The organism is Burkholderia sp. BCC0097 (genome assembly GCF_902832985.1).
In the GTDB taxonomy this organism is placed as follows: Bacteria; Pseudomonadota; Gammaproteobacteria; order Burkholderiales; family Burkholderiaceae; genus Burkholderia; species Burkholderia orbicola.
The window spans coordinates 309294-327489 of the sequence record NZ_CADFDM010000002.1 but is presented as its reverse complement, the minus strand read 5'-3'; the positions used below and the strand labels follow the sequence as shown (position 1 = coordinate 327489).

At 67.2% G+C, this 18196-nt stretch carries 14 protein-coding genes, 1 pseudogene and 1 riboswitch; of the genes and pseudogenes, 4 read left to right on the top strand and 11 right to left on the bottom strand.

The annotated features are described in order from the left end of the window. Positions 1-36: 36 nt before the first annotated feature. The 3 genes from HWX07_RS06715 to HWX07_RS06705 are packed head-to-tail and all read right to left on the bottom strand — an operon-like array spanning position 37 to position 3501. On the bottom strand, positions 37-777 hold the full coding sequence (locus HWX07_RS06715; protein WP_175875691.1) for a GntR family transcriptional regulator: 741 nt from the start codon (positions 775-777) through the stop codon (positions 37-39). Then, positions 774-2156: an aspartate aminotransferase family protein gene (locus tag HWX07_RS06710; RefSeq protein ID WP_175875690.1), complete on the bottom strand. Its 1383-nt coding sequence runs from the start codon at positions 2154-2156 to the stop codon at positions 774-776. Before HWX07_RS06710 ends, HWX07_RS06715 begins: the two co-directional genes overlap by 4 nt. A 10-nt stretch (positions 2157-2166) precedes the next feature. Further along, entirely contained in the window at positions 2167-3501 is a 1335-nt protein-coding gene (locus tag HWX07_RS06705) for a glutamine synthetase family protein (RefSeq protein WP_175875689.1), read from the bottom strand. 458 nt (positions 3502-3959) lie between these two features. Between HWX07_RS06705 and HWX07_RS06700 the strand changes: the two are divergent. Further along, a pseudogene (locus HWX07_RS06700) lies at positions 3960-4295 on the top strand (LysR substrate-binding domain-containing protein); the annotation flags it as partial. 132 nt (positions 4296-4427) lie between these two features. Here the strand turns inward: HWX07_RS06700 and HWX07_RS06695 are convergent. Beyond that, positions 4428-5351 carry a LysR family transcriptional regulator gene (locus HWX07_RS06695; protein WP_175875688.1) on the bottom strand — a complete coding sequence of 308 codons (924 nt, stop codon included), beginning with the start codon at positions 5349-5351 and terminating at the stop codon, positions 4428-4430. 108 nt (positions 5352-5459) lie between these two features. Here HWX07_RS06695 and HWX07_RS06690 point away from each other — a divergent pair, with 108 nt between their 5' ends. From HWX07_RS06690 to HWX07_RS06680, 3 genes are read left to right on the top strand one after another with little or no spacing between them, the layout of a single operon-like run. Further along, positions 5460-6194 carry an SDR family oxidoreductase gene (locus HWX07_RS06690; protein WP_175875687.1) on the top strand — a complete coding sequence of 245 codons (735 nt, stop codon included), beginning with the start codon at positions 5460-5462 and terminating at the stop codon, positions 6192-6194. Between the two features lie 13 nt (positions 6195-6207). Then, entirely contained in the window at positions 6208-6975 is a 768-nt protein-coding gene (locus HWX07_RS06685) for an SDR family oxidoreductase (protein WP_175875686.1), read from the top strand. A 27-nt stretch (positions 6976-7002) separates the two neighbouring features. Next, the gene (locus tag HWX07_RS06680; RefSeq protein WP_012336940.1) at positions 7003-7599 is read left to right on the top strand and encodes an NADPH-dependent F420 reductase; all 597 of its coding nucleotides are present in this window, start codon (positions 7003-7005) and stop codon (positions 7597-7599) included. A gap of 67 nt (positions 7600-7666) precedes the next feature. Here the strand turns inward: HWX07_RS06680 and HWX07_RS06675 are convergent, their stop codons facing one another. From HWX07_RS06675 to HWX07_RS06645, 7 genes are all read right to left on the bottom strand, one after another. After that, positions 7667-8404 (bottom strand): transporter substrate-binding domain-containing protein, encoded by a 738-nt coding sequence (locus HWX07_RS06675; protein WP_012336941.1) that lies wholly within the window; start codon positions 8402-8404, stop codon positions 7667-7669. Positions 8405-8620: 216 nt separating this feature from the next. Further along, positions 8621-9532: an ABC transporter ATP-binding protein gene (locus tag HWX07_RS06670; RefSeq protein ID WP_012336942.1), complete on the bottom strand. Its 912-nt coding sequence runs from the start codon at positions 9530-9532 to the stop codon at positions 8621-8623. Between the two features lie 45 nt (positions 9533-9577). Continuing rightward, positions 9578-10552: an ABC transporter permease gene (locus HWX07_RS06665; RefSeq protein WP_175875685.1), complete on the bottom strand. Its 975-nt coding sequence runs from the start codon at positions 10550-10552 to the stop codon at positions 9578-9580. Positions 10553-10616: 64 nt separating this feature from the next. Next, complete coding sequence (atzF, locus tag HWX07_RS06660) at positions 10617-12488, bottom strand: allophanate hydrolase (RefSeq protein ID WP_175875684.1); 1872 nt, start codon at positions 12486-12488, stop codon at positions 10617-10619. Then, complete coding sequence (uca, locus tag HWX07_RS06655; protein ID WP_175875683.1) at positions 12485-16102, bottom strand: urea carboxylase; 3618 nt, start codon at positions 16100-16102, stop codon at positions 12485-12487. Before uca ends, atzF begins: the two co-directional genes overlap by 4 nt. Positions 16103-16190: 88 nt before the next feature. Continuing rightward, positions 16191-16847 (bottom strand): urea amidolyase associated protein UAAP2, encoded by a 657-nt coding sequence (locus HWX07_RS06650; RefSeq protein ID WP_012336946.1) that lies wholly within the window; start codon positions 16845-16847, stop codon positions 16191-16193. An 11-nt stretch (positions 16848-16858) separates the two neighbouring features. Further along, positions 16859-17614 carry an urea amidolyase associated protein UAAP1 gene (locus HWX07_RS06645; protein WP_012336947.1) on the bottom strand — a complete coding sequence of 252 codons (756 nt, stop codon included), beginning with the start codon at positions 17612-17614 and terminating at the stop codon, positions 16859-16861. 57 nt (positions 17615-17671) lie between these two features. Further along, positions 17672-17803: riboswitch (guanidine-I (ykkC/yxkD leader) on the bottom strand. Positions 17804-18196 lie beyond the last annotated feature (393 nt).

Genomic DNA, 18196 nt, shown 5'->3' with positions numbered 1-18196 from the left:
CCTATGCGCCGACCAGGCCGGCCCTCACACCCGCGATCAATCGCGTTTTAGTGTCGACCGCAAAAACTGTCCCGCCACGAAGATGTCGCGCTCCACTGCACGTCGCGCCGCGGCGGCATCCCGCCTGTCCAGCGCATCCATCAGGTCTTCGTGGGCGTCGTTCAACACGGCGGAGGCTTCGGACGTGTCGAAGAGGCGGTTCGAGATCGGGCCGGCCTTCAGCCACAGCGTATCGATCAGCTCGAACAGCAACGGCGAGCCGGCCGCCTTGTAGAGCAGGACATGGAAGTCTTCGTTGGCGGCGAGGTAATCGGTGGCCTGGCCGGCCTTCAACGAAACGGCGGGCTGCTTCAGCGCTTGTTTGCCTCCCGCGGACTTCCTGGCGCGAGCCGGCTGATCCGCGGGGTGCTTCAACGCCTTCGCCATGCGCTGGCAAAGCTTGCGCAGCGTGGCGAGTTCGGCCGGCTCCAGCCTCAGGCAGCCGCGCTCGGCGGCCTCGCCTTCGAGCAGCATGCGCATTTGCAGCAGATCGTCGAACTCGGGCACCGTCAGCCTGGGGACGATCGTTCCGGCGTTGGGCACGTTCACCAGCGCACCTTCGGCAGCCAGACGCTGCAGCGCGGCACGCACCGGCATCTGACCCACCCCCATCTCGGCTGCCACGTTGCGGATCTTCAAGCGCTCGCCGGGAAGGAAGCGGCCTACGGTGACCCATTGCCGCAACGTCGCATAGATCGTGTCTTGCTGAGTGGTGGTGGGTTCGATGTCGTGACTCATGAATCGGTAGCGGCGGTGAGCGAAGCCAGCACGGTGTCGAATGCGGCGAGCAGGCGCTGCACGTGCATCCGGGTCGTGTCAGGGCAGACGAGCATCATATTGTGAAAAGGCGTAATCAATACGCCGCGGTTCAGCAACGCCAGATGCAGCGCGTGCTCCAGCTCGGCATCCATCACCGCCTCGGCCTGGCTGCCATTGCGCGGCGGCTGCGGGCAGAACTGGAACTCCACCCGGGCACCCACCTGGGTGACGCACCAGGGCAGGCTGTGGCGGGCGATGATCGTGCGCAGCCCGGCGGCCAGTTGCTCGGCCAGCGCGTGCATCGGGGCGAAGACCTCGGGCGTCATCAGGTGCGTGAGCGTGGCGCGCATCGCCGCCATGGCCAGCAGGTTGGCGGTCAGCGTGGTGCCGATGCCCGAGTGGCCCGGCGGCGCCGTGCGCTTGGCGGCCTCGGCGCGCTCGGCCAGCGCCGCGCTGAAACCATAGGCTGCGCACGGCATGCCGCCGCCCAGTGCCTTGCCCACCACCACGGCATCGGGCTGCAGGCCGTGAGCGCGCGCATAGCCGCCGGGGCCGCTGCTGAGCGTGTGGGTCTCGTCCAGGACCAGCAGGCTGCCGTGGCGGCGGATGAGGTCTTGCGCCCGCGCCCAGTAGCCCGGTTCGGGCAGCACCATGCCGATGTTGGTCATCACCGGCTCGGCCAGAACGCAGGCGACGTCGCCCGGAGCCAATGCGGCTTCCAGCGCGGCCAGGTCGTTGAATTCCACCACGCGCGTGGTGGTGGTGAGATCGTGCACCTGGCCCAGCAGGCTGGCGCGTTGCGTGGGTTGGCCGTCCACCAGGTCGACGAAGACGTCATCGACCGTGCCGTGGTAGCAGCCGTTGAACACCAGCAAGGTACGCCGCCCGGTGGCGGCACGTACCCAGCGCAGCAAGAAACGGTTGGCGTCGCTGGCCGTCATCGCGAACTGCCATTTCGGCAGACCGAAATGCCGAGCCAGCAATTCACCCACGACGGATGCATCCTCGTTGGGCAGCATGGTCGTCAGGCCGTGCCGTGCCTGGGTCGCCAGTGCGTCGCTCACGACGGCGGGCGAATGGCCGAACATGGCGCCGGTGTCGCCCAAGCAGAAATCGGCCAGCGTGTGGCCGTCCACGTCGGTGAGTTGTGCGCCCTGGGCCTGGGCCACGTGCAGCGCGAAAGGCGTGGACCAGTCGTTCATCCAGTGCAGCGGCACGCCGAACATCAGTTGCGGCGCGGTGCGTGCGGACATCACTTGCGACTTCGGGTTGCGTTGCGCGTACTCGGCGCGTTCACGTGCGAGCAAGGCCTGTACGCGTTCGTGCTCGATGCCGGTATGTGGAAGGGTGCGGTTCATGACGGACTCCTCAAACCAGCAGTAACAGGTGCTCTCGTTCCCACGAACTGATCACCCGGTTGTAGGTGGAAAACTCCAGTTCCTTCACCGCGCAGAAGGCGTCGACGAAGGTTTCGCCCAGGACCTCCTTCATCGCATCGCAGGCGCGCATGGCCTCGATGGCGTTTTCGAGATGGCGCGGCAGTTCGTGGGCGACGTTCCAGGCGCTGCCTTCGGTGGGCTCGCTGGGGTGCAGCCGGTCGCGCATGCCGATGTAGCCGCAGGCCAGCGTGGCGGCCATCGCCAGATAGGGATTGGCGTCGACGCCGGGCACGCGGTTTTCGACGCGGCGGGCGCCGGGGCCCGACTTGGGGACGCGGATACCGCAGGTGCGGTTGTCCTGGCCCCAGCGCACATTGATGGGTGCCGACATGTAGGGCGCCAGCCGCCGGTATGAATTGACGTAGGGCGCCAGCATGGGCATCACCTGCGGGATATAGGTTTGCAGTCCGCCGATGAAGTGGTGGAAGTGTTCGCTGGCTGTGCCGTCGGTATTGCTGAAGATGTTGCGGCCTTCGCCGTCGTTGATGCTCTGATGGATGTGCATCGCGCTGCCGGGTTCGCCCTCCATGGGTTTGGCCATGAACGTGGCAAACACGCCGTGGCGCAGCGCCGTCTCGCGCACCGTGCGCTTGAACAGGAAAACGCGGTCGGCCAGGTCGAGCGGTTCGCCGTGGCTGAAGTTGATCTCCATCTGCCCCGGGCCAGCCTCGTGGATCAGCGTTTCCACGCCCAGCTGGTGCTGGTCGCAGAAAGCGGAGAGCTCCATGAAGAAGGGATCGAAGTCGTTCACCGCGTCGATGGAGTAGCTCTGCCGCCCCACCTCGGGCTTTCCAGTGCGCCCCAGCGGCGGCTGCAGCGGCTCGTGCGGGTTCTGATTGCGCGCGACCAGATAGAACTCCATCTCGGGCGCCACGACGGGCTGCCAACCGCGTGCTTCGTACAGCGCCAGCACGCGGCGGAGTACCGCGCGTGGCGACAGTTGCACCGGCTGGCCGTCCCATTCCAGGCAGTCGTGGATGACCACGGCCACCGGTTCGGCGGCCCAAGGCACGATGCGCACGGTGGCGGCGTCGGGCTTGCAGACCATGTCGGGGTCGGTATCGCCGACGAAGGGGCTGTTGTCGGGCTGTTGCCCGTTCACGGTGTTGAGCAGCACGCTCTTGGGGATGCGCATCTCGCCCGACGCCATGAAGAGATCGCGCGGCAGGATCTTGCCGCGCGCGATGCCCGTCATGTCGGGGATGACACACTCCACCTCACGGATGCGGTGCCGGGTCAGGAAGTCGCTCAAAGCGTCGTTCATCGCATGTCACTCATGATGTGATCACAACATTGGGTGTTTATCGATGATATCTCGAAAATAATCACATTTGTGATCACAAATGTATCCCAATGAACTACAGGACAACTCGCGACAGCGCGAACACCTCCGGTCGCAGGTCCATGAGCATCCCTTGGGTACGGTCGTGCTGACCTACCCTCTCCGTTTTCAGCGTCGAATAGCAAATGGCCGGTCTGAATGCTGAGCCGGCCATTTCTTTTTATCGGCGATTGATTGCCAAGGCCGAGGTCCGGAAAGGGACCTACCGTCGGATTTCCGAGTGGAGCAGTCGTCTGGCCGTCAGGTTCGGAGATGGAACTGCCGGCTGCTTCCGGCCGGCAACCGCTGGGCGATCAAACCGTCGCTTCGCAGCCGAGCACGGTCGGCGGAGCTCCTGCCGGCACTAAAGACGATCGACGCGACCGCATGCCTCCCGTCGCGCCAATCGCCCCCGTTCAGATCTGCTGCTGGCCGCCATCGACGAACAATTCGATGCCGTTCACGAAGCTCGCACGGGCCCGCTATGCGTCACCAACGCCGATGCGCTGTTGCCGACGCTGCTCGATGGTCTTGCGATCGCCGAGCTGCCGGAGTTCATCGCGGGCGAATATCTGGCCGATGGCCGTCTCGAAGCCATTCTCCCCGACTGGTCGCTGACGACGGGCGGGCTCTATTTCGTTACGCCGTCGGCGCGGGCGCGACCCGCGAAGGTAACGGCGTTGTCCGACTACTTCGCCGAACATCTGGGCAATCCCGTCTGGCGATGGCCAAAGTGACGTTTCGGTGAGCGGTCGAATCAAGCACTCTCGTGCCCGATGACGACGCTGCCCCCGGATGCCCTTGCCTTTCTCCATCAGACCGCGACCGCCCCATGAGCGATCGCCGCCATTCCCGAACGCGGCCGCAGGTTACGTCGACTTCCCTCTTCGCACCCTTTGCGAAGGACACTGGCCAAGGAGTTCGACCAGCCGCGTCTCGCATCCGGAAAACGCGTATCCGCGCCGCTGCGAGACCATGAACGTGAGGGGCCGCATGTGCCACGCGCGCCGCTGGAGCTCGACGAGCGTGCCCTTCGCGAGGTCCGCGTCGACCATATGGCGCGGCATGTGCCCCCAGCACAGGCTCCCCCTGAGCAGGTCGTGCTTCGCGCCGAGATCGTTTACCCACCACTGGCGCTCACTGGCGACCCCTTGCTGAGTCTTTTCCGCATCGGGCTGATTGTCGGTGACGACGAGCTGGATGTGCCGGCCGAATTCCTCCCGCGGGATCGGCTTCGCCATGGCGGCCAGCGGATGCGCCGGCCCACATACGGTCACCATTTGCGCATCGAATAAATGATGCCGTTCGATGGTGCCCGGGCTCAGCTCGGGCACGTCCGTGATCGTCACCGCCAATGCGCACGTGCCCTGGAGCACCAGACGCTCGCCGCCCTGCATGGTCGTCATGCGCAGACTGATCGCAACCGTTGGAAATTCCGCCTGCAGCGTGCGCAGGCATTCGATCAGGTGCGTGCGCGAAAAATAGGTGTCCACGGCAATCGACACCTGTGGGACGCCAGTTTCGGCGATCGCAACCGCACGCATCTTCATTTCCTCGGTGCGTGAGATCACCCCGCGCGCATCGGGCAGCAGGCTGCGGCCGGCGGCGGTGAGCGTCGCCTTGCGCGTGTTGCGCTCGAACAGCATCACGTCGAAGGCGCTTTCGAGCGCGCTGATCGCGTGACTGATCGCCGACTGCGCGCGCCTCAGTTCCCTTGCCGCTCCGGAAAAGCTTCCCTGGTCACACACGGCAACGAATGCCCGAAGTTGATTGATGGTGACGTTGTCGAGCATAGATCTATCTAAAAAGTAGATGTTATTTATAGATATTCAGTCAATTGGCTTCATGAATCAAGCGCGCCAGAATCGGGTTTCCCGCTCTTGTTTCGAAGGACGCACGACATGAACAGACTGAATGGCAAGACCGCCGTGATCACCGGCGGCGCAACCGGCATCGGCCGCGCCGCGGCAAGGCGCTTCATCGACGAAGGCGCGTTCGTCTTCCTCTTCGGCCGGCGGCAAGAAGCGCTCGACGCGGCGGTGGCCGACCTGGGGCCGCATGCCCGCGCGGTGAAGGGCTCGGTCTCCGACCCCGCCGACCTCGACCGGCTCTACGCGGCGGTGAAAGCCCAGCGCGGAACGCTCGACATCGTCTTCGCCAACGCCGGGACGGGTAGCCCGCTTCCGCTCGGCCAGATCACCGCCGCGCACATCGACGACACGTTCGACACCAATGTGAAGGGAACGATCTTCACGGTCCAGAAGGCGCTGCCGCTAATGGGCGCGGGCGGCTCGATCATCCTGACCGGGTCGAGCGCCGGCACCACCGGCGCGCCCGGCTTCACGGCCTACAGCGCGAGCAAGGCCGCGGTGCGCAACCTCGCGCGGACCTGGGCGGAAGACCTGAAGGGCACCGGCATCCGGGTCAACGTGCTGTCGCCCGGCGCGACGGCGACCGAACTGGCCAAGGAAGCGCTCGGCGAAGCAGGCCAGAAGGCCTACGGGGCGCTGACGCCGCTGCAGCGGATGGCCGATCCCGCGGAGATCGGGGCGGTGGCCGCCTTTCTTGCGTCGTCGGACAGCAGCTTCATGACCGCCAGCGAGGTCGCTGTCGACGGCGGCCTGGCACAACTCTGAGGAGAACGACCCAATGACTCAATCTCTGAAAGGCAAGACCGCGCTCGTGACCGGCGCGTCACGCGGCATTGGCCGCGCGATCGCCGAACGTCTTGCCAGGGACGGCGCGACCGTCGCACTGACCTACAACGCCAGCAAATCCGGCGCGGACGAGGCGATCGCTGCGATCGAGAAAGCGGGCGGCACCGCGTTTGCGATCCATGCGGATCTCGTCGACCCGGCGAGCGTCCCGGCGTTGTTCGAAACACTCGACGACGAGCTCACCCGGCGCAACGGCAGCAAGACCCTCGACATTCTGGTCAACAACGCCGGCAATTCCGGCTGGCTCGGCTTCAAGGATGCGACGCCGGAAAGCTGGGACACGCTTATGGCCGTTTATGCCCGCGCGCCCTTCTTCATCATCCAGGCCGCGCTGGATCGCCTCGCCGATGGCGGATGCATAGTCAACATTTCATCCGCTGCCGCCACGAAGCCCGTCACGGCGGCGCCCGTCTACTCGATGGCGAAAGCGGCGATCAACACGCTGACCCATACGCTCGCCATCGAGCTGGGGCCGCGTGGCATCACCGCGAACGCCGTCGCACCGGGCTTCACGCGAACGGATGCGAACGCCGCCTTTCGCGAGAATCCCGACCTCGTCAAGGCAGCGGAGGCGCAAATCGCACTGGGTCGATTCGGCGAGCCTTCGGAAATCGCCGCCGTCGCCGCGTTTCTGGCTTCGGATGACGGTCATTGGGTGACCGGCCAGACGATCGAGGCGAGCGGCGGCTACAAGCTCTGAGCACACCGGGACACGAAGGAGAAACCCATGCGTTACGCAATCATCGGATTCGGCAAGATCGGCCATGCGCTTGCCCGGGCATTCGCCCGCAACGGCATCGAAGTGGCCGTTGCAACCACGCGCGATCCGCAAAGCTTTACGGCCGACGCGGCCGCGATCGGACCGACGATCATTCCCACCACCTTGGCGGAGGCCGTCAAGGCGGACGTCATCTTTCTGGCGGTTCGTTTCGAATCGCACCCGGCGGTCGCCAAAGCGCTGGCCGACTGGAACGGAAAGACCGTCATCGACGCGATGAACACGCAGGCCCCGCTGGGCGAACTGGATGGTCTCCCGTCCTCTGCCTTCGTCGCGAAAGCGTTCACCGGCGCCAGACTGGTGAAAGGCTTCAACCATCTGGCCGCTGGCGTTCTTGGCCAGGACCCGGCCGTCCACGGCGGCAGGCGAGTCGTGTTTCTGGCGAGCGACGATGACGAGGCCGCGGCGGAAGTGGGTACGCTTGCGGAACAACTCGGTTTCGCGCCGATCCAGCTTGGCGGGCTGTCGGAAGGCGGATGGCTGGTACACGCGCGCGGAAAAAACTGGGGGCGCCTGATCTTCAAGGACCTGGTCAGGTTCGATTGATCGACGTCGGCTTTCAGCCATTTCGCCGAGTCGAATGGACGGTTGCCGTTCACAGCCGAACGGCGACCTATCCTGTCGGCGAGACGGCTGGATCGATCTCGCGAGCCGTCAACCCGAATCTCGCCATGCGAGCGCGATGGTCCGGCGAACCGACGTACGCGCGCAGTTGCCGATTGAACGCCGCCAGGAGATCCCGGTTTTCCCGGTTGAATGAAAACGCACCCAGCGGAGGCGTCCGCTGGCTGCCGTTGCCATCCGGCTCGTGCGCGACGGCCTCGATCATCGCGCTGCCTATCCGGCCCGCCACGATTCGATTCCCCAAAGCGGTGCTCGCATAGGCGTCGATCACGCCGGACAGAACGGCCGCGATCGCGTCGGCTTGCTGTTCGAAGACGACGATTTGCCGCCGGCTCACGCCTGCCGCCATCGCGGAATCATGCTGTACCTGTCCGGCAATGATGCCGAGGCGCGCATCGGGACGTTCGGCGATCGACGCATAACGCCTGAGTGCCTTCGGGTTGCCGGGCCGTACCAGGAAACCGTCCTCGATTCCCCACACCGGCACGCTGAACGCGACGGTATGGGCCCGCTGCGGTGTCACGAAGAGCGGCACGTTCATGTCCCAGTGACCCGATGCGACGCCGGGCAGCAACTCGCTGAACGTCGTCGGGCAATACTCGATCCGGGTGACGCCTATCTGCCGAAGGATCGTCGCCGCGAGCTCGAGATCGGCACCTGTGGCGGTGCCATCCGCTTCGGTCCACCCAAACGGAGGTTCCTCGATGTACGCAATGGTTACCTTCATCGCTTTCTCTCGCAAGCCGAAGAATCGATCAGGAATGCATCAGCTTACCGTGGGAAGTCGAGGTCCACTACGAATGGACAAAATTAATCCGGGTGTAATCAAGTTGACGACATTATTTTGGTGCGGCTGTCGGTGAAGTCGTCAACTCGAGCAGCAGGGGCCGGTACGACATGGATCGCGGCGTAACGGAATGAATCGGCTCGACGCTATTCGACGCTATTCGACGTTATCAGCCACGTCCGTCATCCGGATCATGTGCGGCTTGATGCCGTCGTCCTCGGCGCTCGCGGCCTCCCGCGGATGAATCAGCGCTTCGAGCCGCGCCTTCGTCGCGACGAACTCGGGCGTATTGACCTGCGAATAATCGCGCGGCCGCGGCACCGGCACCTCGATCAGCTCCTGCACCCCGCCCGGATTCGCCTTCAGCACCAGAATCCGGTCGGCCAGAAAGATCGCCTCGTCGAGGTCGTGCGTGATGAACAGGATCGTCACGTCGATGTTGCGCCAGATATCGAGCAGGTGTGTCTGCATCCTTGCCCGCGTCTGGGCGTCCAGCGCGCCGAACGGCTCGTCCATCAGCAGGATGCGCGGACGGTTCGCGAGCGCGCGGGCGATCGCCACGCGCTGCTTCATGCCGCCCGACAACTGGTGTGGATACACGTCGGCGAAACGCGTCAGCCCGACGAGATCGAGCCACTGCAGCGCCTCGCGCTCGGCCACGCCGCTGCTGCTGCCGTTCATGCGCAGACCGAACATCACGTTCTTCTTCACCGTGAGCCACGGAAACAGCGTATAGCCCTGGAACACCATTCCGCGATCGGCGCCCGGCCCATCGACCGGCTTGCCGTCCAGCAGCACGTCGCCGCTCGTCTGCGCGTCGAGCCCGGCGAGAATACGGATCAACGTCGACTTGCCGCAGCCGGACGGGCCGATCACGCACACGAACTCGCGCCGGTGCGTGCGGAAACTGATGTCGTCGAGCGCGACGCACTCGCCCTGCGGCGTCGTGAAACGCTTGCCGACGTGTCGCACGTCGAGTATCACGTCGCGGGCCTTCAGCCGCGCGAAGCGCTCGCGCACCGCGTCGGATTGAATCAGGTAATCGGGAACGGCTTGCGGGTTCTGCATGATGCCCTCTGCGGAAATCGGTCGATGGGGACGTACGGGCGGCGCTCACGCTTTCAGCGTGCGGTCCCACGGAAAGAGCCGGCGGCCGAGCAGCCCGAGCACGATGTCGGTGCCGAGGCCGATGATCCCGATCATCAGGATCGCCGCATATACGTTGTCGAAATGCTGATAGCGCGCCTGCTGGCTGATGTACCACGTGATACCCGAGCTCGTGCCGACCAGCTCGGCGACGATCAGGTAAGTCCACGCCCACCCGAGCAGGATGCGCTGATCGCGATACAGATCCGGCAGCACGCCCGGAATCACGACGTGCGTGAGCAGCTTCAGCTTCTTCGTGCCGAGCGTCATCGCGGCTTCGAACAGCCCGTATTCGAGCTTGCGCGTGGTGTTCGCGATGATCAGCACCTGCTGGAACAGCGTACCGATCACGATGATCGCGATCTTCGGCGCGTCATAGATGCCGAGAATCGCGACCATCAGCGCGCCGAACGCCGGCGCCGGCAGGTAGCGGAAGAACTCCAGGAACGGCTCCTGCAGCCGCGCGAGCGCACTGAAGGTGCCGCAGACGATGCCGAGCGGCACGCCGATCGCGGACGAAATCACGAAGCCCCAGAAGATGATGCGGATGCTGTGCCACAGGCTTTCGTGCAGCCACACGCCGTCGCGCGACGCGGGCGGTGTCGTGAACGCCGTGTAGAACGCGCGCAAGACCTGGTGCGGCGCCGGCAGGTAGACCGGATTCGCGCGCTCGCCCTCGGGCACCGCCGCGTGCGCGGCCCGCGCATGCGCGAGCTCGTCGTCGAACACGTCGCGGTCGATCTGCATCCCGGTCTGGAAATAGTCGACGCTGCCCGGATTCGTGATGCGCATCTGCGGATGCCAGACGAACGGCACATAGCTGATCAGGCACCAGACGGCGAACGGCAGCAGGAAGGAGGCCAGCCCGAGCGTCCATTTGCCGCGCGTCGTCAGCTCGCGGCGCACGGCAAGCCAGCCGGTCGTTTTACGGGTCGTTGTCATCGGAATCTCCGTATCGTTTCAGGTGCCGGTCGCGCGGATACCGCGGCATCGCGCGACCGTGCGTTCATTGCAGCGTGCCGCTGGCCGCCTGCGCGCGGTATGCCCGCCAGCCGCCGAACCGCGTGATGTCCTGCGCATCGTCGAGGGCCACGCTCTCGCACAGGAAGCCCTGCACGCGCGAACCGTCGGCGAGCGTCAGCGTGCCGATGCCGAGCGGCGCCGCGATACCCGCGACGAAGCTGCCGTAGGCGTCGACCGGCATCTCCCAGACCTCGACCGCGATCGGCGCGCCATCGTTCGGCACACGCACGAGCCCCGGTTTGGCGACACCGCCGCTTGCTTCCGCGGACAGCGCGTAGAGGCGATAGGCCGGCGCGGTGGTGGTCGCGGCGACGAAGCGCGCGCCGCGCTGCGTGAGCTGCCCGTTCAACGGTTCGCCGCGCAGATGCGCGCCGACGACGGCCACGCGCACGCCCCCCGCGGCGGCGGCACGCGCCGACATCGCGGCCGCGGGCGGCCGAACGTCGTCGACGGCGACAACGCCATCGCCCCACGCCTGTGCGAGATCCAGCAGCCGCGCATCGTCGTGCGCACGCCCGACGAACGTGATCCCGAACGGCAAGCCCGCATGCGGCCCGGTTGCGCAAGTACCCGCAGGCACCGCGATCGCCGACAGGTCGAGCAGGTTCACGAAGTTCGTGTAGTAGCCGAAGCGCGAATTGATCGCGATCGGATCGGCTTCGAGCGCATCGACGGTCGCGGTCGTCGCCGAGGTCGGCATCACGATCGCATCGAGGCCGTCCCACGCGCGAGCCGCATCGACGCGCAGCGCCGCGAGCCGGTCGAACGCGGCGAACGCATCGGCGGCGCTGAAGCGCGACGCCCCGCCGACGATTTCGCGGATCACCGGATGCAGCGCGTCGGGCTCGCGCGCGGCGAACGCGCCGATCGCGGCCAGCCGCTCGGCGACCCACGGGCCGTCGTACAGCAGCCGTGCGGCGGCCAGGAACGGTTCGAAATCGATCTCGACGACCCGCGCGCCGGTCGCGCGCAAGCGTTCGAGCGCCGCGCCCCAAGCCGCGCGATACGATGCATCGCCGAAGAATTCGAGCTGATCGGCACGCGGCGTGCCGAAGCGCAATTGCGCGAGCGGCCGCGCCGGCTGCGCGCGCAACCCGTCCGCGCCCAGCAGCGGCTGCCAGGCGCGCCCGTACGGATCGCCGTCCGTCACGCCGTGCGCGGCGGCGAACACGGTGCGCGCGTCGTCCGCCGAACGCGCGAACACCGACACGCAATCGAGCGACCGGCAGGCCGGCACCACGCCGAGCGTGCTCAGCACGCCCCGTGTCGGCTTGAGCCCGATGAGCCCGTGGAAGGCGGCCGGCACGCGCCCGGAGCCTGCCGTGTCGGTGCCGAGCGAGAACGTCGCGACGCCGAGCGCGACGGCCACCGCCGACCCGGAACTCGACCCGCCCGACGCGTAGCGCGGATCGAGCGCATTGCGGCACGCGCCGTAAGGCGAGCGCTGCCCCGAGAGGCCCGTCGCGAACTGGTCGAGGTTGGTCTTGCCGACGGGAATCGCGCCGGCCGCGATCAATCGCTCGACGACGGGCGCGCTGCGGGCCGGCGTGTACGCGTAGGCCGGGCAGCCGGCCGTCGTCGGGATGCCCGCGAGGTCGATGTTGTCCTTGATCGCGAACGGCACGCCGTACAGCGGCAACGATGCGATGTCGCGTCCGGCCAGCGCGTCGGCATACGGCATCATCTCGTCGCGCGTCAGCGGCCTGATCCACGCATGGTGCGGATCGCCCGCGTCGAAATGCGCGGCGATCGCGTCGACGAGCGCATGCGGCGTCAGGCTGCCCGCCGCGTAGCGTGCCCGCAGCGCGGCAATCGAGTGCAACCCGGGCAAAACCGGGCGTTCCGTCGTGCTCATGCGACCTCCTCGGCGGCGCCCGCCTTCATCACCATCAGCCGCTGGCCGGCCACCACCGCCGCGCCCGGTGCGCAATCGATCGTCTCGATCGTGCCGTCTTCCGTTGCCGTCACCGCCACCTCCATCTTCATCGACTCGACGATCGCGACGATCTGCCCTTCGGTCACGCGCTCGCCGGCTTCCACCAGCACCTTCCATACGCTGCCCGACACGTCGGCGGCAATCGCCCGCTGCGTGTCGTCGAGCGCACCCGCTGCCCGGTCCGCTTGCGCGTCGCCCGGCTCCGCGTCGCCGACGTATTCCGCGTGGCCCGCCGCGCGCCAGCGCTCGCGCTCCGCGTCGAACGCGGCCTGCTGCGTCGCCTTGAACGCGGCAATCGACTCCGCCTCGTCGCTCAGGAAGCGGTTGTATTCGCGCAGATCGAACACGGATTCCTCGATCTTCAGCGTCGCGCGGCCCGCGATGAAATCCGCGCGCAGCGCAGTCAACTCGGCTTCGCTGACTTCGTAGAAGCGGATCTCGTCGAAGAAGCGCAGCAGCCACGGCTTGCCGGCCTCGAATTCGCGCGTGGTGCGGTGGCGATTCCACATCTGCACGGTCCGGCCGACGAACTGATAGCCGCCCGGCCCTTCCATGCCGTACACGCACAGATACGCGCCGCCGATGCCGACCGCGTTCTCCGGCGTCCAGGTGCGCGCGGGGTTGTATTTCGTCGTCACGAGCCGGTGGCGGGGATCGAGCGGCGTCGCGACGGGCGCGCCGAGGTAGACGTCGCCGAGGCCCATCACCAGATAGCGCGCGTCGAACACGATGCGCTTCACGTCGTCGATGCTCGCCAGGCCGTTGATGCGCCGGATGAACTCGATATTGCTCGGGCACCACGGCGCATCCGGCCGCACCGACTGCATGTAGCGCTCGATCGCGACGCGCGTCGACGGGTCGTCCCACGACAGCGGCAGATGCACGATGCGGTTCGGCACACGCAGGTCCGCCACGTCCGCGAGTTCGCGCTCGGCGGCCTGCAGATGCGCGAGCAGCGCGTCGAGCGGCAGCGTCCGCGCGTCGAACTGCACCTGGAGCGAGCGGATGCCCGGCGTCAGGTCGAGCATGCCGGGCAACCGGTGCGCGTCGAGCCAGCCCATCAGTGCATGCACGCGAAAGCGCAGGTTCAGGTCGAGCACGAGCGGCCCATATTCGACCAGCACGTTGCGGTCGCCCGAGCGCCGGTAGACGACGCCGATGCCGCCGCCGGCCGACGGGTCGCGATGCAGCACGCAATCGTTGGATGAGCCGGATGAGCCGGATGCGGCAGCGGCAACGTCACGTGTCGCTTCCACAGCCGCCGCAGTCGCTATCCCGGCCGACACGCCCTCACGCACGAACTGCACGGTATCGCCCGGCCGCAACTGCCCGAGCTTCCACAGCTCGTCGCGCACGACCGTCACCGGACACACGAAGCCGCCGAGGCTCGGCCCGTCCGGCCCGAGAATCACCGGCATGTCGCCGGTGAAATCGACGGCGCCGATCGCATACGCGTTGTCGTGGATGTTCGACGGATGCAGCCCCGCCTCGCCGCCGTCCGCACGCGCCCATTGCGGCTTCGGACCGATCAGCCGCACGCCGGTGCGGCTGGAGTTGTAATGGACGGTCCACTGCGTGCCGTAGAGCATCGCGATGTCGTCCGGCGTGAAGAAATCCGGCGCGCCATGCGGACCGTCGAGCACGCCGAGCGTCCATGCATGCGTCAGCGCGGGAATGTCGGCCGCGGCCAGCGTCGCACCTGCGTCGCCGCGCCCGGCGTCCGCGTGCAGATGCAGCACGTCGCCCTTGCGCAGCGCGCGGCCGGCATGGCCGCCGAACTGGCCGAGCGTGAAGGTCGCCTTGCTGCCGAGATAGTCGGGCACCTGCAGCCCGCCCTTGACGGCGAGACACGCGCGCACGCCCGCGCCGGTCACGCCGCCCAGTTTCAATACCGCGCCCGGTCGGGCCCGCACGACCTGCCAGAACGGCACCGCTTCGCCGTCGAGCGTGGCGGCGAGCGGCGCACCGCCGAGCACGAACAGCGTCGCGGTATTGAAGCGCAGCGTCGCGCCGACCATCGTGAATTCCAGCCCGGCCGCGTCGCGCGCGTTGCCGAGCAGCGCGTTCGCGAGATCGAACGCGCGATCGTCCATCGGCCCCGACGGCGGCACGCCGACGCTCCAGTAGCCGACCCGCCCGGGCGCCTGCTGCACGGTGGTCTGCACGCCGCCGTCGAGCACGTCGATCGTGTGCGGCGCGAACGCGAAGCGCGACAGGAAGGCGGTCGTCGGCGCGCCGCGCGCGAACGTGTCGGAGCCGACGACCGCACGCAGGTAGTCGAGGTTGGTCTCGATCCCGTACAGCCCGGTCTGGTCGAGCGCGGCCCGCAGCGCCGCCAGCGCGTCGCGCCGCGTGTCGCCGCGCACGATCAGCTTCGCGAGCAGCGGATCGTAATGCGCGCTGATCTCCGTGCCTGCCTCGATCCAGCCGTCGACCCGCACGTTCTCCGGAAACGCGACGTGCGTGAGCAGCCCGGCGCTCGGCTGGAACTGCTTGTTCGGATCCTCCGCATAGAGCCGCACCTGGATGCTCGCGCCGCGCGGTGCGACGGCGAGTGTGTCGAGCGGCGGCAGGTCGCCTTCGGCCTGCAGGATCATCCATTCCACGAGATCGACGCCCGTCACGGCCTCGGTCACGCAATGCTCGACCTGCAGCCGCGTGTTCACCTCGAGGAAATAGAATTGCCGCGTGCTCGCGTCGAACACGAATTCGACCGTGCCGGCCGACGCGTAGCCCACCGCGCGCGCGAGCCGCACCGCGCTTGCGTGCAGCGCGTCGCGCTCGGCGGCGCTCAGGTCGGGCGCGGGCGTTTCCTCGATCACCTTCTGGTTGCGCCGCTGCACCGAGCAATCGCGTTCGCCGAGCGCGATCGCGCCGCCGCGGCCGTCGCCGAAGATCTGCACTTCGATGTGCCGCGCATGTTCGACGAACTTCTCGAGATAGACGCCCGCATGCGCGAAGTTCGCGGCGCCGAGCCGCACGACGGATTCGAACGCCGCACCGAGCTGCGCCGCATCGCGGCACAGCGACATGCCGATGCCGCCGCCGCCCGCGGTGCTTTTCAGCATCACCGGATAGCCGATCGCGTCGGCTTCGGCGAGCGCCGTCGCGACGTCGTCGAGCAGCCCCGTGCCGGGCAGCAGCGCGACGCCGTGCGCGGCCGCGAGTTCGCGCGCGGTGTGCTTGAGGCCGAACGCGCGCATGTGATCGCCGCGCGGCCCGATGAAGCGCAGGCCCGCCGCTTCGCACGCGTCGGCGAAGCCCGCGTGCTCGGACAGGAAGCCGTAGCCGGGGTGCACGGCCTGCGCGCCGGTCTCGCGCGCGGCGGCGAGGATCGCCGCGACGTTCAGATAGCTGTCGGCCGCCGGGGCGGGCCCGACCCGCACGGCTTCGTCGGCGAGCGCCACGTGGCGCGCGTCGCGGTCGGCATCCGAATAGATCGCGACCGACGCGATGCCGAGGCGCTTCAGCGTGCGGATCACGCGGCACGCAATTTCGCCGCGATTCGCGACGAGGATTTTGGCGAATCTCATGTTGCCTCCCGCGGCGAACATGTCGGCCCGGCGTAGCGCTTCGGCGCGTACTCCGGCCCCATGCAAAGCAAGTAAGCGTGGGGGCCGTTCATTCCGCCTCCCAGATCATGAGGCGCACGGGCGTCGGGTTGTAGCCGTTGCACGGGTTATTGAGTTGCGGACAGTTCGAGATCAGCACCGTGACGTCCATCTCCGCACGCATCTCGACGTACTTGCCGGGCGCCGAGATGCCGTCCTCGAACGTGAGCCCGCCGAGCGGCGTGACGGGCACGTTCATGAAGAAGTTGACGTTGCCGACCAGGTCGCGCTTGGTGAGCCGCGCGCCGGCGCCGCACGTGCAGTGCGCGATCGCGTTGAGGAAGCTGTCGCGGCAGTTGTGCATGTAGCGCTTGTCGAGCGCATAGCGCACCGTATTGCTCTCGGCCGCGCACGCGCCGCCGAGCGTGTCGTGACGGCCGCACGTGTCGGCGACGATCGTCGCCATCGGGTTGCCGCGGCTCGACATGAGCACGCTGCCCGCGCTCAGGTACAGGTTGCGCTGCGCGCGGATCGTGTCCTGCGCGCTGTAGCGTTCCTCGGGATCGTCGGTACTGTAGAACAACGTGTCGACGGCCTGGTTGCCTTCGAGGTCGAGAATGCGGAAGGTCTGCCCGCGCTTCAGGTCGTGCAGCCACGGGTCGCCCGCGTTCAGCGTGATGTCGTGGATCGCGTCGCGCGGGTCGAGTCGGCTTTCGATGATCGGCATGGTCTCGCTCCTCATGCGAACAGACGGTCGGTGTTGGCGAAGCCGCGCGTGTTCTCTTCGCACGCGCGCCGGCACGGGTCGTCGTCGGGCGCCGCGCCCTCGGCTGGATACGCGCGGTACGCGATCAGCTTCACGGCTTTCGGCGCATAGTCCGGGCGCGGATCGAGCGGATGCGGCGCGGTCGAGAACGCCGCGAGCGTATTCATCTCGAAGCGCAGGTCGAACGCGCTGCCGGCCGGCGAATGGCCGGCGACGAAATCGAGCGCGCCGTCGTCGCGCGTGTCCAGCTTGCTAAAGAAGTTGACGTTCGCGGCGAGGTCGCGCGCCGACAGGCCGTATTTTGCGAGCTCGAGCACGAGGCTGTCGCGGCCGTTGCGGATCATCGCGTTGCGATCGGCCTGATACGACGACGCGCCGTACTTGTGCGCGAACAGCCGCGCATCGCCGACGCCCCCGAGCGGGTCGTGCCAGCCGAGCGTGTCGGCCGTGATCGACGCGATCACGCGGCCCATGTCCGTATACAGCGCATGGCCGCGCGTCAGATGCGCGGTGTGCTGCGCCTTCAGCGTATCGGCCATGTTGTAGCGTTCGAGCAGGTCTTCCTGGCGATGAAAGACGGCGGACAGGTTCGCGCCGCCGTCGACGTCGACGATGCGCAGCGCGAGGCCGCGGCGCAGGATGCCGGACCAGTGGGTTCCGGCGGGAATCAGCGTTTCCCACGCGACGTGCGGCGGCGGGGCAAGAATGGCTTGGGGGCTCGGCGACATGGCGGCTCCGGGGTCGGTTGGATAAAAGGCGTGAGAGGGCGACTGAACGACATCGCGACCTCCCGGGCTTTTATCCCTCCGTGGAGCCTCGCCGTTTCCTCTCGTCGAGGCGAAGGCAAGACCGGATTGCTCTCGGACCAGGCATCGCGCGGCACACGCCGCACGACCGGAACCCTAGCGATCCTGAAGATGATGCAAATTGCTTCGCACCTCTCGGACATCCAATAAGCGAGTTGCGTGCCAGCCGCCGCTCGATGACCGCACGACGCGGCCCGGCGGCGCGATGCCGCACGCCATCCGAATGACCGACGCATCCGCTTGCCCTCGCGGCGGGCGCGCGGCGCACCATGCGCACGCAAGCGCGCACCGGTGCAGTGCGCATCGCGTGCTCGCCCACCGGCCGATGCGTGATGGCATGGGCATTGCTGAACTCATGCACCGTCACCTCATATCCGATCCTTCATGAACAAGCTCGACCTGCTCCGGCGCGCACTGCATGCCCTGTTCGCCGCTCGCTTCATCGAACTTCAGCGCGCCACCCGCCGCCGTTGAATCGCCTTGCCGCGCGCCGTTGGCACGCTT

What these genes read in the sequence shown, in the direction of transcription:
- HWX07_RS06715 (WP_175875691.1), bottom strand. Translation starts at nt 777, where the DNA reads ATGAGTCACGACATCGAACCCACCACCACTCAGCAAGACACGATCTAT.
- HWX07_RS06710 (WP_175875690.1), bottom strand. Translation starts at nt 2,156, where the DNA reads ATGAACCGCACCCTTCCACATACCGGCATCGAGCACGAACGCGTACAG.
- HWX07_RS06705 (WP_175875689.1), bottom strand. Translation starts at nt 3,501, where the DNA reads ATGAACGACGCTTTGAGCGACTTCCTGACCCGGCACCGCATCCGTGAG.
- HWX07_RS06695 (WP_175875688.1), bottom strand. Translation starts at nt 5,351, where the DNA reads ATGCTCGACAACGTCACCATCAATCAACTTCGGGCATTCGTTGCCGTG.
- HWX07_RS06690 (WP_175875687.1), top strand. Translation starts at nt 5,460, where the DNA reads ATGAACAGACTGAATGGCAAGACCGCCGTGATCACCGGCGGCGCAACC.
- HWX07_RS06685 (WP_175875686.1), top strand. Translation starts at nt 6,208, where the DNA reads ATGACTCAATCTCTGAAAGGCAAGACCGCGCTCGTGACCGGCGCGTCA.
- HWX07_RS06680 (WP_012336940.1), top strand. Translation starts at nt 7,003, where the DNA reads ATGCGTTACGCAATCATCGGATTCGGCAAGATCGGCCATGCGCTTGCC.
- HWX07_RS06675 (WP_012336941.1), bottom strand. Translation starts at nt 8,404, where the DNA reads ATGAAGGTAACCATTGCGTACATCGAGGAACCTCCGTTTGGGTGGACC.
- HWX07_RS06670 (WP_012336942.1), bottom strand. Translation starts at nt 9,532, where the DNA reads ATGCAGAACCCGCAAGCCGTTCCCGATTACCTGATTCAATCCGACGCG.
- HWX07_RS06665 (WP_175875685.1), bottom strand. Translation starts at nt 10,552, where the DNA reads ATGACAACGACCCGTAAAACGACCGGCTGGCTTGCCGTGCGCCGCGAG.
- atzF (WP_175875684.1), bottom strand. Translation starts at nt 12,488, where the DNA reads ATGAGCACGACGGAACGCCCGGTTTTGCCCGGGTTGCACTCGATTGCC.
- uca (WP_175875683.1), bottom strand. Translation starts at nt 16,102, where the DNA reads ATGAGATTCGCCAAAATCCTCGTCGCGAATCGCGGCGAAATTGCGTGC.
- HWX07_RS06650 (WP_012336946.1), bottom strand. Translation starts at nt 16,847, where the DNA reads ATGCCGATCATCGAAAGCCGACTCGACCCGCGCGACGCGATCCACGAC.
- HWX07_RS06645 (WP_012336947.1), bottom strand. Translation starts at nt 17,614, where the DNA reads ATGTCGCCGAGCCCCCAAGCCATTCTTGCCCCGCCGCCGCACGTCGCG.